Here is a 13,866-nt window from a genome sequence, read left to right as displayed (position 1 = left end):
GCTCTGTTGGAACGAATTCGTTGCTGAGGGTTCCCGCGGTCGGCGCGCCGGGCGAGCCACCTCGTCCATGCTAGCAAACTCCGCCGGGGCCGGGTCTACTTGAGCGGAATGGGCGTGCCGCGGTCGATCGGCACCGCCGTCACGCTGTTCTTCGGCGAGCCTTCGATCAGCAGGTCGGAGTAGGTGAGATAGACCAGCGTGTTGCGCCTGGCGTCGACCATGCGCACCACGCGCAGCCGCTTGAACAGGATCGACAGCCGCTCGCTGTAGACCTCTTCGCGCTTTGGAAGCGGCTGCACGATGCTGACCGGCCCGACCTGGCGGCAGGCAATGGAGGCTTCCGACTTGTCCTCCGCCACGCCGAAGGCGCCCGCCAGCCCGCCGGTCTTGGCGCGCGAGACATAGCAGGTCACGCCGTTCACCTTGGGGTCGTCGTAGGCCTCCACCACGATCTTGTGATCGGGGCCGATGAGCTTGAAGGCGGTGTCCACGTCGCCCACCGTTTCCGCATGCGCGGCGAAGGCCAGCGCCAGGCCCGCCAGCGCCAGGCCGCATGCGAAGGCGCCGCGAAGGAGGAGGGGAGCGCGGGAGGCCTGGGTCATGGGGTGGTGTTTCAAACGATGCTGAGTTCGTGCACGCGGTCGAAGCTGCCGCGCCGCCGGTCTTCGAAGAAGTGTTCGAGCGCCTCGCGCACGGTGCGAAAGGCGATCTCTTCCCAGGGAATTTCTTCCTCGGTGAAGAGCCGGGCCTCGATGGTCTCGTGGCCCGGGTCGAAGCGGTCGTCGAGCAGGCGGGCGCGGTAGAACAGGTGCACCTGGCCCACGCGCACCACGCTGATCACCGCGAACAGGCCCTGCATCTCGTAATGGGCGCCGGCCTCTTCGTCGGTCTCGCGGGCCGCGCCCTGGGCCGCGGTTTCGCCCAGCTCCATGAAGCCCGCCGGCAGCGTCCACTTGCCCCAGCGCGGCTCGATGTTGCGCTTGCACAGCAGCACCTTGTCGCCGAGCACGGGAATGGTGCCCACCACGTTCAGCGGGTTCTCGTAGTGGACGGTGCTGCAGGCCGGGCAGACCGCGCGCTCCTTGGTGTCGCCGTCGTCGGGGACGCGGTAGACCACGGCGGTGCCGCAGTTCTTGCAGTGCTTGATGGGTACGCGCAGGATCATGGAGCGGGGAGCCGCGGCGTCAGACGATCTTGACCGCCAACTTGGGCAAGCCGGCTACTTCGCCCACCAGCGTGTCGCCCGCCACCACCGCCGCCACGCCTTCGGGCGTGCCGCTGTAGATCAGGTCGCCGGGCTGCAGCTCCCACGCGGCCGACAGGTGCTCGATGGTTTCGGCCACGTTCCAGATCAGCTTGCTCACGGTGCTGCGCTGGCGGTCGGTGCCGTTGACCTGCAGCGAGATCTCGGCGTTCTCGGCATCGCCGGCCTCGGCCACCGGCACGATCGGGCCGATGGGCGCGCTCTGCTCGAAGCCCTTGCCGATGTCCCAGGGGCGGCCCTGCTTCTTCATGTCGTTCTGCAGGTCGCGCCGCGTCATGTCCAGGCCCACGGCATAGCCGTAGATGTGCTTGTGCGCATCGGCCGCCGCAATGTTCTTGCCGCCGGTGCCGATCGCCACCACGAGCTCGATCTCGTGGTGCAGGTTCTTCGTGAGCGTGGGGTAGGCCATGGTGCCGGTCTGGCCCGCATCGACCACCACCAGCGCGTCGGCCGGCTTCATGAAGAAGAAGGGCGGCTCGCGCCCGGTGAAACCCATTTCCTTGGCGTGGTCCTCGTAGTTGCGGCCCACGCAGTAGATGCGGTGCACCGGAAAACGGGCCGGCTGGCCGACCACGGGGATCGAAACGGTCGCGGGCGGGGCGAAAACAAACTCGGAAGCCATTGCGTCTGTCCTTTTCAGCGGAACGGAGAAAAAACGGCAGTGTGCCAGAGGCAGGCACGGGCTGCCGGTGCGGCGCTATGCTTGCGGGATGATGAAGCTGCACAACTACTTCCGATCGTCCTCGTCGTTCCGCGTGCGCATCGCGCTCCACCTGAAGGGCCTGGAGTTCGACTACATCCCGGTGCACATCGCCCGCGGCGAGCACCGCACGGGGCCGTTCTCGGCCATTTCGGCCGACATGCTGGTGCCGCTGCTCGAGGACGAGGGCGAGCGCTTTTCGCAATCGATGGCCATCATCGAATACCTGGACGAAACCCACCCCGAGCCGGCGCTGCTGCCGCACGATCCGGTGGGCCGCGCCCATGTGCGCGCGCTGGCGGAATCCATCGCCTGCGAGATCCATCCGCTCAACAACCTGCGCGTGCTCAAGTACCTGGTGAAGGAGCTCAAGCTCGACGACGAGGCCAAGAACGCCTGGTACCGCCATTGGGTGCGCGACGGCATGCTGGCCTTCGAGCGCCAGCTCGCGCAGCATCCGGGCGGCCGGTTCTGCTATGGCGACACGCCCACGCTGGCCGACTGCTGCCTGGTGCCGCAGATCTTCAACGGCCGCCGCTTCGACTGCGACTTCAGCGGATTGCCGCGCACCATGGCCGCCTTCGAGGCCTGCATGGAGCTCGACGCCTTCCAGCGCGCCCAGCCTTCGCAGTGCCCCGACGCGGAAGCCTGAACGCGCCCGCCGCCATGGACGACGCGCACTGGCTCGTGCCCGACTGGCCGGCGCCGCCCAACGTGCGGGCCGTGTGCACCACGCGCGAGGGCGGTGTCTCGCAGGGCCGCTACCAGAGCCTCAACCTGGGCGACCACGTGGGCGACCTGGCCGCCCACGTCGCCGAAAACCGCCATCGCCTGGCGCAGGCCATCGGCGGCGCGCGGCCGGTCTTTCTTCAGCAGGTGCACGGCACCGGCTTGGTGGCGCTCGATGCCGAGGCGGGCGGGGCGGGCGACGGCACGCCGGCCGATGCCTGCACCGCCACGGCCACCGGCGTGGCCTGCACCATCATGGTGGCCGACTGCCTGCCCGTGCTCTTCACCGACGAATCGGGCCAGCGGGTGGCGGCCGCGCATGCCGGCTGGCGCGGCCTGGCCGGCGGCGTGCTCGAGGCGGCGGCCCGGTGCTTCGAGCCCGCGCAGGGCGGCGGCAGGGTCATGGCCTGGCTCGGCCCGTGCATCGGGCCCCGTGCCTTTGAGGTCGGGCCCGAGGTCAAGGCTGCGTTCGAGGCGCATGCGCCCGAGGCTGCGCGCTGCTTCCTGCCCGCGGCGGCGCCCGGCAAGTGGCTGGCCGACCTGCCCGCGCTCGCGCGCCAGCGCCTCTGTGCAGCCGGCGTGGAATCGGTGCATGGCAACGACGGCAGCGACGCGTGGTGCACCGTCGCCAACCCGTCACGGTTCTTTTCGCACCGGCGGGACGGCGTCAGCGGGCGTTTCGCCGCGCTGGTCTGGAAGGCCTGAGTCCGCGCCTGCCGCTGCGGCCGCCTCGCTCGCGGCGCGGCGCGCTTCTTCCTGTGCCTTTTCCTCGCGCTCCCTGATCGCGCGGCGCCGCCCCGGCGTCCCCATCAGGTAAACCACCAGTGCGACAGGCGCCAATCCGTACAAAAGAAATGTGAAGATGGCACCCAGCACGGTGCCGGTGGTGTTGGTGGCTTCGGCCACGGCCATCATCAGGGCGACGTAGAGCCAGCCAATCACGATCAGGTGGATGAACACAAGAAGTTTCAGTCGGTAAGTGAGCGGGGAGCGTTGTGGGCGCCTTGCGAAATGCAGGATACTCAAAATACGCAAGCCATCCGTATCGATTCAGGTGAGGACCAGGAGACATGATGAAGCAACAAGCAACGGGGGCCGACGCGTTCGCGCCCTTCCAGCAGGCTCTTTCGGAGGGATGGACCAAGGCGCTGGAATCGCTCCAGCAGTCCGCCGTACAGGGGGCCTCGGCCTTCAACGGCGGCGGCACGCCGCTGTGGCAATTGCCTCCGGGGGCAACGCTGCCTGAATTGCCGAAAGTCTCCATCGCGCCCGAGAAGCTGCAATCGATCCAGCAGCAATACATGGCCGAGGCCACCGAACTCTGGCGCCGCGGCTTCGACGCCAGGCCCGAGGGCGACAGGCGCTTTGCCGGCGAAGCCTGGGGCAGCAACCCGCTCGCGGCCTTCTCGGCGGCGGTCTACCTGCTCAATGGCCGCACCCTGCTCAGCATGGCCGAGGCCATCGACGCCGACGAAAAGACCAAGGCGCGCATGCGCTTTGCGGTCGAGCAATGGATGGCGGCCGCATCGCCCAGCAACTCGCTCGCCTTCAACGCAGAGGCGCAGAAGAAAGCCATCGACACGCAGGGCGAGAGCATTGCCAAGGGCATCCAGAACCTGCTGCACGACGTGAAGCAGGGCCACCTCAGCATGACCGACGAAAGCGCCTTCGAAGTGGGGCGCAACGTGGCCACCACCGAGGGCGCCGTGGTGTTCGAGAACGAGTATTTCCAACTGCTCGAATACAAACCGCTCACGGCCAAGGTCTATGAGCGGCCGTTCCTGCTGGTGCCGCCGTGCATCAACAAGTTCTACATCCTCGACCTGCAGCCCGAGAACTCCCTGATCCGCTATGCCAACGAGCAGGGCCACCGCGTGTTCGTGGTGAGCTGGCGCAACCCCGACGAGTCGCTGGCCCACGCCACCTGGGACGACTACATCGAGAATGCCGCCATCAAGGCGATCCACCTCGTGCAGGAGATCGGCGGGAGCAAGCAGATCAACGCGCTGGGCTTCTGCGTGGGCGGCACCATCCTGAGCACAGCGCTGGCCGTGCTCGCGGCGCGCGGCGAAAAGCCGGCCGCCTCGGTCACGCTGCTCACCACCTTTCTCGACTTCAGCGACACCGGCATCCTCGACATCTTCGTGGACGAGGCGATGGTGGCGTACCGCGAAATGCAGCTGGGCAAGGGCGGCCTGCTGCCGGGCATGGACCTGGCCTCGACCTTCAGCTTCCTGCGGCCCAACGACCTGGTCTGGAACTACGTGGTCGGCAACTACCTGAAGGGCGAGACCCCGCCGCCCTTCGACCTGCTCTACTGGAACAGCGACGCCACCAACCTGCCGGGCCCGTTCTACACCTGGTACCTGCGCAACACGTACCACGAGAACAAGCTCGCCAAGCCCAATGCGCTCACGGTCTGCGGCGAGAAGATCGACCTCGGCAGGATCGACATCCCGGCCTATATCTACGGCTCGCGCGAAGACCACATCGTGCCGATCGGCGGCGCCTATGCGTCCACGCAGCTGCTGCCCGGCAAGAAGCGCTTCGTCATGGGCGCCTCGGGCCACATCGCGGGCGTGATCAATCCGCCCGCCAAGAAAAAGCGCAGCCACTGGACGCGCGAGGACGGCAAGTTCCCCAAGACCCAGGCCGAATGGCTGGCCGGCGCCACCGAGCATCCCGGCAGCTGGTGGACCGACTGGGCCCAATGGCTCAAGGACCATGCGGGCAAGCAGGTCCCGGCACCCAAGGCCTACGGCAACGGCAAGGCCTACAAGGCCATCGAGCCGGCGCCGGGACGCTACGTCAAGGCCAGGGCCTGATCCCGGACACACACGCACGAGTTACCCGCACCGCTTCAATTCAAATCACTTCAACGGAGAACCTCATGGAAGACATCGTCATCGTTTCGGCCGCACGCACGGCGGTCGGCAAGTTCGGCGGCTCGCTTGCCGGCATTGCAGCCACCGAGCTGGGCGCCCTCGTGATCAAGGAAGTGATCGCGCGCGCCAATCTCACGGCCGACCAGGTCGGCGAAGCCATCATGGGCCAGGTGCTGGCCGCCGGTGCGGGCCAGAACCCCGCGCGCCAGGCATGGCTCAAGAGCGGCGGCGCCAAGGAAACGCCGGCGCTCACCATCAACGCCGTGTGCGGTTCGGGCCTGAAGGCCGTGATGCTCGCGGCGCAGGCCGTGGCCACGGGCGACAGCGAGATCGTGATTGCCGGCGGCCAGGAGAACATGAGCGCCGCGCCGCACGTGCTGCCCAATTCGCGCAACGGCCAGCGCATGGGCGACTGGAAGCTGGTCGACACCATGATCGTGGACGGCCTGTGGGACGTCTACAACCAGTACCACATGGGCATCACGGCCGAGAACGTGGCCAAGAAGTACGGCATCGACCGCTCCGCGCAGGACGAGCTCGCGCTCGGCAGCCAGACCAAGGCCGCGGCCGCGCAGGACGCCGGCAAGTTCAAGGACGAGATCGTGCCCGTGAGCATTGCGCAGAAGAAGGGCGATCCGATCGTCTTCGACAAGGACGAGTTCATCAACCGCAAGACCAGCGCCGAAGGCCTGGCGGGCCTGCGCCCCGCGTTCGACAAGGCTGGCGGCGTGACCGCGGGCAATGCCTCGGGCCTGAACGACGGCGCTGCCGCCGTGATGGTGATGACGGCCAAGAAGGCGGCCGCGCTCGGCCTCAAGCCGCTGGGCCGCATCGCAAGCTACGCCACGGCCGGCCTCGACCCGGCGATCATGGGCATGGGCCCGGTGCCCGCGTCGACCAAGGCGCTGCAGCGCGCCGGCTGGAAGGCTGCCGACCTTGATCTGCTCGAGATCAACGAGGCTTTCGCGGCGCAGGCCTGCGCGGTGAACAGGGAAATGGGCTGGGACGTGAACAAGGTCAACGTGAACGGCGGCGCCATTGCCATCGGCCACCCGATCGGCGCGTCGGGCTGCCGCATCCTGGTGACGCTGCTGCACGAGATGCAGCGCCAGAACGCGAAGAAGGGCATTGCGTCGCTGTGCATCGGCGGCGGCATGGGCGTGGCGCTGACGATCGAGCGATAGGTCTTTGCGCTCCCGGGTCGCGCACCTCTCTTTCGGGGGCGCGGCCATTCAGGGCGCGCTCCCGCCGACGGGGTACCTTGCTCCGCGAATGTCCTCCGGCCTTCGGCCTCCCCCTTGATTTCGCTGCGCAAGGCACCCCATCAGCGGGAGCGTTGGACAGAGCGGCCGTTGATCGGCTGTGTTCGCAGAGCGTGCCCAGGTGCACAGGGCATCGGGTGCTCCCCGCAGCGAAATCAAGGAGGAGGGGGCGCAGCCCCCGGGGGACATTCGCGGAGGGGAGTACCCGGTGGCCTGTGCACGCGCCCCGAACACGACAACAGCAACAGCTCACTGCCGGACCCGGCAGGCCGCAGATCACTTTGTTCACCGCCCAATTTTTGAGCAAACTGATTATTCCCCTTGTAAAACAACAAGTTAGATCGCCTTTACAAGGAAGAACATCAGTTATCCCCAAAGTTGTCCACGGAAAATGGGGATGGCATCGGCTTCTTCAGAATTCGCCCGCAAGTCCTTGATTTGTGGCACTCAGCCGGCAGCGGCCTGCTCCACGGCGTAGTGCTGGCACAGCGTCTCGACCAGCGCCTGCGCATAGATCGGCAGTGCCGCCCGGTCGCGCACCAGCAGGTAGCGCTCCCGCACGCACCATGCGTCGCTGAGATCGATCAGCGCGAGCTGCATGCTTTCCTGATTGCGCCGCGCCGCCGACTCCGGCACCACGCCAATGCCCACGCCGCTGCCGATCATCCGGCACATGGCGTCGAAGCTGCCGAGCTGGATGCGCAGCTTCTGCCGCTTGCCGAGGTTGTCGGTGATCTGCGCCAGAAAGGTCTGCAAGGTGCTGCCTTGCTGCATGCCGATTGCGTCTTCATCCAGCGTTTCCGCGAATGAAATCCTGCGGCGCTTCGCGAAGCGGTGCTTGCGCGAGGTGGCGAGCACCAGCCGATCGGTGCTGAAGTGGATCGCTTCGAGGCCCAGCGTGTCGACGCGGCCCGCCACGATGCCGATGTCGGCGCGGCCGTCGAGCACGCCGCGCGGGATCTGAGCATTCGGTTTTTCCTGAAGGTCGACGTTGATGCGCGGATTGCGCGCAAGAAAGCCCGGCAAGATTTCAGGCAGGAAATCGGTCACCGCCGTGGTGTTGGCGAACACGCGCAGGTGGCCGCGCAGGCCGCCGCCGTATTCGAGCAGGTCGGCGCGCAGCTGCTCGGTCTGGTGCAGCACGAGGCGCGCGTGGTGCAGGAAGGCTTCCCCCGGCGGCAGCAGGCGCACGCCGCGCGCTTCGCGCTGCAGCAGCTGCAGCCCGGCCTGGTTTTCGAGCGCCTTGATGCGCGCGCTGGCCGCCGCAAGCGACAGGTGCTGCCGCTCGGCCGCGCGCGTGAGATTGCCGAGCTCGGCCGTGGCAACGAAGAGGCGCAGGTCGGTCAGGTCGAAAAGCATGGCGCCATCGTAAAGCCCGAGCCTTCGGTATTTCAGAAGCCTGGGTTTCGAAATCGCAGATTGCGCACGCTGCCACGGCAGAACACCATGCGGCCATGGAGACAAAGACAATGACATTCCGCGCACTGGCGCTTCTTTCCCTTGCCGCGGCAGCGCTCTGCACTGCGGTTCCGGCTGCCGCGCAGCCCTACCCCTCGCGCCCCGTCACGCTCGTCGTGCCGCAGGCTGCGGGCGGCACCAACGACATCGTGGGCCGCCTCGTGGGCCAGAAGATCGGCGAGCTGATGAACGCGAGCGTGGTGGTCGACAACCGGCCGGGCGCGGGCGGCAACATCGGCACGCAACTGGTCGCCAAGGGCCCGAAGGACGGCTACATGCTGCTCATGACCATCAGCAGCAGCCAGGCCATCAACCCGGCGCTCTACAGGAACCCGGGCTTCGATCCGGTGAAGGATTTCAAGCCCGTGGGCCTGATCGGCGCGGTGCCCAACGTGCTGCTGGTCAACCCCTCGTTTCCCGCGAAGGATTTCAACGAGTTCCTGAAGCTCGCGCGGCAGAAGGGCGCCAACTACCAGTACGCCTCGGCCGGCAACGGCACGCTCAACCACCTGCTGGGCGAAATGCTCAACAGCATGGCCGGCATCTCGCTGCAGCACGTGCCGTACAAGGGCGTGGCGCCCGCGCTCAACGACGTGCTCGGCGGGCAGCTGCCGATCGTGTTCGCGAGCCTGCCTTCGGCGCTCTCGCACATCAAGGCCGGCAAGCTGCGCGCGCTGGCCGTGAGCGGCGACAAGCGCTCGCCGGTGCTGCCCCATGTGCCCGCCATCGCCGAGGCCGTGCCGGGCTACAACGGCACGCTCTGGATCGGCCTGTTCGCGCCAGCGGGCGTGCCGCCCGAGGTGCTCGCCACGCTGCAGGACGCGACGCGCAAGGCGCTGGCCGCGAAGGACCTGCGCGACAAGCTCGAACAGCAGGGCGTGGAGATCGCGCCGCCCACCACGCCCGATCAATTCTCGAAACTGCTGCAGGACGACCTCGCCAAGTGGGCACGCATCGTCAAGGCCTCCGGCGCAGCGGTCGACTGAAGGAACCCATGATCAATTCCGTCCAAGAAAAGTCCCCCGGCGCGATCGACGCCGGCACGCTCGCGAAGCTCCAGGCCTGGCAAGGCCGCAGCGAAACGCTGGCCGACGACATCACCGCCGCTCCCGTGCGTGCGCTCTCGGCCACGCTCGACCGCGACGACGCACCGCCCGCCGCCGGCACGCGCCTGCCCGAACTCTGGCATTGGCTCTACTTCCTGCCGCACCATCGCCAGTCCGAGATCGGCGAGGACGGCCATGCGAAGCGCGGCGGCTTCCTGCCGCCCGTGCCGCTGCCGCGCCGCATGTGGGCCGGCGGGCGGCTGGCGTGGGAGCCGGGCAACCCGCTGCAGGTGGGTGACAGGGCCGAGCGCACCTCGACCATCGCCTCGGTCACCCACAAGGTCGGCCGCACGGGCGAGCTGATGTTCGTGCTGGTGCGCCATGAAGTGCGCAACGAACGCGGCCTTGCGCTGACCGAGGAGCACGACATCGTCTACCGCGCCGCGGCCGCGCCCGGCGAGAAGGCGCCGCCGCCCACGCCGGCGCCGAAGGACGCCGCCTTCAGCCGCGAGATCGTGCCCGACGACGTGCTGCTGTTCCGCTATTCGGCGCTCACCTTCAACGGCCACCGCATCCACTACGACCGCCGCTACGTGACGCAGGTCGAGGGTTATCCGGGCCTGATCGTGCACGGCCCGCTGATCGCGACGCTGCTGGTGGACCTGCTGCGCCGCCATGTGCCGGGCGCGCAGCTCGCGCGCTTCGAGTTCCGCGCCGTGCGGCCGACCTTCGACATTGCGCCGTTCCGCGTGCACGGCAGGCCGGCCGAAGGCAGCACGGACGGCAAGACCTTCAGCCTCTGGGGCGAAGACGCCGATGGCTGGCTCACGATGCAGGCCACGGCCGTGCTCGCATGAAAAAAATGGAAAACACGTCCATGACAAGACCTCTCGACGGCATCACCGTGGTTTCGCTCGAGCACGCGATCGCCGCGCCTTTCTGCACCCGGCAGCTGGCCGACCTCGGCGCCCGCGTCATCAAGGTGGAGCGCCCCGGCGCCGGCGACTTCGCGCGCGCCTACGACGCACGCGTGGGCGGCGAGGCCTCGCACTTCGTGTGGGTGAACCGCTCCAAGGAAAGCCTCACGCTCGACCTCAAGCAGCCTGCCGCGCTCGCGGTGCTGCAGGCGCTGGTGGCCGAGGCCGACGTGCTGGTGCAGAACCTCGCGCCCGGCGCGGCCGCGCGCATGGGCCTGGGCGCCGAGGCGCTGCAGGCCCTGCATCCGCGGCTCATCGTCTGCGACATCTCGGGCTATGGCGACGACGGCCCGTACCGCGACAAGAAGGCCTACGACCTGCTGATCCAGAGCGAGGCGGGTTTTCTCTCGGTCACCGGCACGCCGGACGATCCCTGCAAGTCGGGCAATTCCATCGCCGACATCGCGGCGGGCATGTATGCCTACACCGGCATCCTCGCGGCGCTGCTGCAGCGCGGCAAGACCGGCAAGGGCTCGCACATCGACGTGTCGATGCTCGAATCGCTCGCCGAGTGGATGGGCTACCCGATGTACTACGCCTACGAAGGCGCGCCGCCGCCGCCGCGCAGCGCGGCCTCGCACGCCACCATCTATCCCTACGGTCCCTTTCCCGCGGGCGACGGCGGCACGGTGATGCTGGGCCTGCAGAACGAGCGCGAATGGCGTGTGTTCTGCGAGAAGGTGCTGCTGCAGGCGGGGCTTGCCACCGACGCGCGCTTCGACAGCAATGCGCGGCGCAACGAGAACCGCGACGCGCTGCGCGCGATCATCGTCGAGACCTTCGCCGCGCTCGGCACCGCGCAGGTGGTCGAGCGCCTCGATGCGGCGCAGATCGCCAATGCGCGCATGAACGACATGGCCGGGCTGTGGGCGCATCCGCAATTGCAGGCGCGCGAGCGCTGGCGGCAGGTGGGCTCGCCGGCCGGCGACATTCCGGCGCTGCTGCCGGCCGGCCGCCAGAGCGCCTTCGACTACCGCATGGACGCGATACCGGCCGTGGGCCAGCACACCGACGCCATCCTGCGCAGCCTGGGCCGCAGCGAGGCGGACATCGCGGCGCTGCGCGAGGCGGGGGCGGTGTGAGCACGGCAGCGCTCGCGCTGGCGCGCGCCTTTCTCTTCGTGCCGGCCGACCGGCCCGAGCGCCACGCGCGCGCGCTGGCCACCGGCGCGGGCGCGGTGATCGTCGACCTGGAGGATGCGGTGGCACCCGAGCGCAAGGCCGCGGCGCGCGAAGGCCTCGCGGCGTCGTTCGCCGCGCTGCCCGCGGCCGGCCGGCAGCGCCTGCTGGTGCGCATCAATGCCGCAGGCACGCCCTGGCACGAGGACGACTGCGTGGCCGTGGCCGGGCTGGTCTTGCAGGGGCTGATTGCGGGCGTGGTGCTGCCCAAGGCGGAGCGGGCCGGCGACCTGCGGCTGCTGGCCGAAGCCATCGGTCCTCGAGGGGTGCTCGTGCCGCTCGTCGAATCGGCGGCCGGCCTCGCGGCGGTCGACGAGCTCGCGGCGGCGCCACAGGTGCTGCGGCTCGCCTTCGGCAACCTCGATTTCCAGGCCGATGTCGGGCTGGCCTGCGATGCGGACGAAGCCGAGCTGGTGCCGGTGCGCCTGGCGCTGCTGCTGGCCTCGCGCCGCACCGGGCTGCCCGCGCCGATCGACGGCGTGACGGCCGACTGGCGCGATGCGCAGCGCCTGGCCGCCGACACCGCACGCGCGCGGCGCGGCGGCTTCGGCGCCAAGCTGTGCATCCACCCCGACCAGGTCGCGCCGGTGCAGGCCGCGCTCGGCCCGAGCGACGGCGAGCTCGCATGGGCGCGCCGCGTGATCGAGGCCGTGCGGTCGGCTGGCGGCGGCGTCGCCAGCCTCGACGGCCGCATGGTCGACGCGCCGGTGGTTCGCCTGGCCGAACGGCTGCAGGCGCTCGCTGCGGAACAAGACAGGCATCCAACAACCAAGGAGACAAGCAAGTGAATCTGAAGAAGAACTGGAAGGGCCGCACCCTGCTGGCCGCGGCATGGGGCGCAGGCCTGCTGGCCGCGCAAGCGCCGGCCGCCGCGCAGGCGCCCTGGCCCGAGAAGCCCATCACCATGGTCGTGCCGTACTCGGCCGGCGGCCCCACCGACGTGGTCGCGCGCATGCTCGCGATTCCCATGGGCAAGTCGCTCGGGCAGACCGTGATCGTCGAGAACACCGTGGGCGCGGGCGGCACCATCGCGCCCGCGCGCGTGGCCAAGGCGGCGCCCAACGGCTACACCATCCTGATCCACCACATGGGCATGGCCACCGCGCCCGCGCTCTACAAGAAGCTCAACTACGACCCGCTGAAGGATTTCGAATACGTGGGCCAGGTGATGGACGTGCCCATGACCCTGCTCTCGCGCAAGGACTTTCCGGCCAGCAACTTCCAGGAACTGCTGGCCTACGTGAAGACCCACAAGGACAAGGTCACGCTTGCCAACGCCGGCATCGGCGCGGTCTCGCAGCTGTGCGGCATGCTGCTGGCGCACCAGATCGGGGTGCAGCTCACCACCGTGCCCTACAAGGGCGCCGGCCCGGCGCTCAACGACCTGATGGGCGGACAGGTCGACCTGCTGTGCGACCAGACCACGCAGACCGCGCCGGTCATCAAGGACGGCAACCGCGTCAAGGTGTTCGGCGTGACCACGCCGAAGCGCCTGTCCAGCATGCCCAGCATTCCCACGCTCGACGAGCAGGGCCTCAAGGGTTTCGACGTGAAGGTGTGGCACGGCATCTACGCGCCCAAGGGCACGCCGCCGGCCGTGATGGAAAAGCTCAACACGGCCCTGCGCGCCGCGCTGCAGGACGACATGGTCAAGCACCGCTTCGCCGAGCTGAGCACCGAGGCCGTGCCGATGGACAAGGTGACGCCCGAAGCACTGCGCACCCACCTGGCGGCCGAGACCGAGAAGTGGGGGAAGGTGATCAAGGCGGCGGGGGTGCAGGCGGACTAGGAGCCTGGCGCTCGGCGATCCTGCGCCAGCAGCGTCTGGTGGAACAGCAGGAGCAGTTGCCGCGCAAAGACATCCATGTTCGACGCGCGGTCCGCATCGGCGGTTTCGATCGTCCGGCTGGCCGCAGCCTCTCCGGCGACGGCCACGCACACATGCCCCGGCGCGTCGCCATACGGACTGCCGGACGGGCCGGCCGCGCCGCTTTCGGCAATGCCCCAGGTGGCGCGGTGGCTGCCCCGGATCCTGCCTGCAATGAAGCTGGCATAGGGTTCGGTTTCCGCGCGCATGCCGGCCATGTCTTCGGCCGTCAGCCCTAGCAGCGCTTTTCCGGCCCGGCGCGAGTAGACGACCGCGCCGCCGAGGAAGAAAGCCGAGGCACCCGGAATGGCGAGCAGGGCGGCTGACACCAGGCCGCCGGCCGAGGATTCGGCCACCGCCACGGTCTGGCGCCGCTCGCGCAGGATGGCGCCGACACGGCCGGCGAGGATGGAAAGCGGCTCGAGGCCGGCGATGTCAGGCATGGGGGCGTTGCCCGGCGTTTTCGAAATTCATACTTTCGAACTCCTTGGAAGCAAAGG

The 13,866-nt window shown here is 68.6% G+C and carries 15 protein-coding genes; 9 read left to right on the top strand and 6 right to left on the bottom strand.

All coding sequences use genetic code 11. The features are described from left to right. Nucleotides 1-95 precede the first annotated feature (95 nt). From AC1DSC_RS07050 to AC1DSC_RS07040, 3 genes are read right to left on the bottom strand one after another with little or no spacing between them, the layout of a single operon-like run. A complete protein-coding gene (locus AC1DSC_RS07050; protein WP_012747147.1) occupies nucleotides 96-602 on the bottom strand; it encodes a CreA family protein in 507 nt (168 codons plus the stop codon). 11 nt (nucleotides 603-613) lie between these two features. Beyond that, on the bottom strand, nucleotides 614-1,165 hold the full coding sequence (locus AC1DSC_RS07045) for an NUDIX hydrolase (RefSeq protein WP_018902873.1): 552 nt from the start codon (nucleotides 1,163-1,165) through the stop codon (nucleotides 614-616). A gap of 19 nt (nucleotides 1,166-1,184) precedes the next feature. Then, nucleotides 1,185-1,886, bottom strand: coding sequence for a fumarylacetoacetate hydrolase family protein (locus AC1DSC_RS07040; RefSeq protein ID WP_018902872.1), 702 nt, complete (start codon nucleotides 1,884-1,886; stop codon nucleotides 1,185-1,187). Nucleotides 1,887-1,977: 91 nt separating this feature from the next. On the opposite strand from AC1DSC_RS07040, the gene maiA reads away from it, so the two are divergent. Beyond that, entirely contained in the window at nucleotides 1,978-2,616 is a 639-nt protein-coding gene (gene maiA / locus AC1DSC_RS07035; RefSeq protein ID WP_026283796.1) for a maleylacetoacetate isomerase, read from the top strand. A gap of 14 nt (nucleotides 2,617-2,630) precedes the next feature. Continuing rightward, a complete protein-coding gene (pgeF, locus tag AC1DSC_RS07030; protein WP_062361899.1) occupies nucleotides 2,631-3,398 on the top strand; it encodes a peptidoglycan editing factor PgeF in 768 nt (255 codons plus the stop codon). Here the strand turns inward: pgeF and AC1DSC_RS07025 are convergent. Next, complete coding sequence (locus AC1DSC_RS07025; RefSeq protein ID WP_018902871.1) at nucleotides 3,330-3,653, bottom strand: hypothetical protein; 324 nt, start codon at nucleotides 3,651-3,653, stop codon at nucleotides 3,330-3,332. The genes pgeF and AC1DSC_RS07025 overlap by 69 nt on opposite strands. A gap of 113 nt (nucleotides 3,654-3,766) precedes the next feature. Between AC1DSC_RS07025 and phaC the strand changes: the two genes are divergently transcribed. Next, nucleotides 3,767-5,518 carry a class I poly(R)-hydroxyalkanoic acid synthase gene (gene phaC, locus AC1DSC_RS07020; RefSeq protein ID WP_062361897.1) on the top strand — a complete coding sequence of 584 codons (1,752 nt, stop codon included), beginning with the start codon at nucleotides 3,767-3,769 and terminating at the stop codon, nucleotides 5,516-5,518. Nucleotides 5,519-5,583: 65 nt separating this feature from the next. Next, nucleotides 5,584-6,762, top strand: coding sequence for an acetyl-CoA C-acetyltransferase (locus AC1DSC_RS07015; RefSeq protein WP_018902869.1), 1,179 nt, complete (start codon nucleotides 5,584-5,586; stop codon nucleotides 6,760-6,762). Between the two features lie 525 nt (nucleotides 6,763-7,287). Here AC1DSC_RS07015 and AC1DSC_RS07010 read toward each other — a convergent pair. Further along, a complete protein-coding gene (locus tag AC1DSC_RS07010) occupies nucleotides 7,288-8,199 on the bottom strand; it encodes a LysR family transcriptional regulator (RefSeq protein ID WP_018902868.1) in 912 nt (303 codons plus the stop codon). Nucleotides 8,200-8,309: 110 nt separating this feature from the next. On the opposite strand from AC1DSC_RS07010, the gene AC1DSC_RS07005 reads away from it, so the two are divergent. Genes AC1DSC_RS07005 through AC1DSC_RS06985 form a run of 5 tightly spaced genes read left to right on the top strand, consistent with a single transcriptional unit; the run spans nucleotide 8,310 to nucleotide 13,288 of the window. Continuing rightward, nucleotides 8,310-9,284, top strand: coding sequence for a tripartite tricarboxylate transporter substrate binding protein (locus AC1DSC_RS07005; RefSeq protein ID WP_062361896.1), 975 nt, complete (start codon nucleotides 8,310-8,312; stop codon nucleotides 9,282-9,284). 8 nt (nucleotides 9,285-9,292) lie between these two features. Beyond that, on the top strand, nucleotides 9,293-10,201 hold the full coding sequence (locus AC1DSC_RS07000) for an HTD2 family dehydratase (RefSeq protein WP_155736544.1): 909 nt from the start codon (nucleotides 9,293-9,295) through the stop codon (nucleotides 10,199-10,201). Between the two features lie 20 nt (nucleotides 10,202-10,221). Next, entirely contained in the window at nucleotides 10,222-11,403 is a 1,182-nt protein-coding gene (locus tag AC1DSC_RS06995; protein ID WP_062364387.1) for a CaiB/BaiF CoA transferase family protein, read from the top strand. Next, nucleotides 11,400-12,287: an HpcH/HpaI aldolase/citrate lyase family protein gene (locus tag AC1DSC_RS06990; protein WP_062361894.1), complete on the top strand. Its 888-nt coding sequence runs from the start codon at nucleotides 11,400-11,402 to the stop codon at nucleotides 12,285-12,287. The genes AC1DSC_RS06995 and AC1DSC_RS06990 overlap by 4 nt, the downstream gene beginning before the upstream one ends. Further along, nucleotides 12,284-13,288: a tripartite tricarboxylate transporter substrate binding protein BugD gene (locus AC1DSC_RS06985; protein ID WP_062361892.1), complete on the top strand. Its 1,005-nt coding sequence runs from the start codon at nucleotides 12,284-12,286 to the stop codon at nucleotides 13,286-13,288. The genes AC1DSC_RS06990 and AC1DSC_RS06985 overlap by 4 nt, the downstream gene beginning before the upstream one ends. Here the strand turns inward: AC1DSC_RS06985 and AC1DSC_RS06980 are convergent. Next, on the bottom strand, nucleotides 13,285-13,809 hold the full coding sequence (locus AC1DSC_RS06980; protein WP_062361889.1) for a CinA family protein: 525 nt from the start codon (nucleotides 13,807-13,809) through the stop codon (nucleotides 13,285-13,287). The genes AC1DSC_RS06985 and AC1DSC_RS06980 overlap by 4 nt on opposite strands. Between the last annotated feature and the right edge of the window lie 57 nt (nucleotides 13,810-13,866).

It is taken from the genome of Variovorax sp. 01N425 (genome assembly GCF_056399465.1).
The sequence above is the reverse complement of the archived record's forward strand: the minus strand, read 5'-3'. Positions and strand labels throughout refer to the sequence as shown.

Excerpts from the sequence above, each read along its gene's own strand:
- phaC (WP_062361897.1), top strand. The coding sequence starts at position 3,767 with ATGAAGCAACAAGCAACGGGGGCCGACGCGTTCGCGCCCTTCCAGCAG.
- AC1DSC_RS07040 (WP_018902872.1), bottom strand. The coding sequence starts at position 1,886 with ATGGCTTCCGAGTTTGTTTTCGCCCCGCCCGCGACCGTTTCGATCCCC.
- maiA (WP_026283796.1), top strand. The coding sequence starts at position 1,978 with ATGAAGCTGCACAACTACTTCCGATCGTCCTCGTCGTTCCGCGTGCGC.
- AC1DSC_RS06995 (WP_062364387.1), top strand. The coding sequence starts at position 10,222 with ATGACAAGACCTCTCGACGGCATCACCGTGGTTTCGCTCGAGCACGCG.
- AC1DSC_RS07015 (WP_018902869.1), top strand. The coding sequence starts at position 5,584 with ATGGAAGACATCGTCATCGTTTCGGCCGCACGCACGGCGGTCGGCAAG.
- AC1DSC_RS07005 (WP_062361896.1), top strand. The coding sequence starts at position 8,310 with ATGACATTCCGCGCACTGGCGCTTCTTTCCCTTGCCGCGGCAGCGCTC.
- pgeF (WP_062361899.1), top strand. The coding sequence starts at position 2,631 with ATGGACGACGCGCACTGGCTCGTGCCCGACTGGCCGGCGCCGCCCAAC.
- AC1DSC_RS07000 (WP_155736544.1), top strand. The coding sequence starts at position 9,293 with ATGATCAATTCCGTCCAAGAAAAGTCCCCCGGCGCGATCGACGCCGGC.
- AC1DSC_RS07045 (WP_018902873.1), bottom strand. The coding sequence starts at position 1,165 with ATGATCCTGCGCGTACCCATCAAGCACTGCAAGAACTGCGGCACCGCC.
- AC1DSC_RS06980 (WP_062361889.1), bottom strand. The coding sequence starts at position 13,809 with ATGCCTGACATCGCCGGCCTCGAGCCGCTTTCCATCCTCGCCGGCCGT.
- AC1DSC_RS07010 (WP_018902868.1), bottom strand. The coding sequence starts at position 8,199 with ATGCTTTTCGACCTGACCGACCTGCGCCTCTTCGTTGCCACGGCCGAG.
- AC1DSC_RS07050 (WP_012747147.1), bottom strand. The coding sequence starts at position 602 with ATGACCCAGGCCTCCCGCGCTCCCCTCCTCCTTCGCGGCGCCTTCGCA.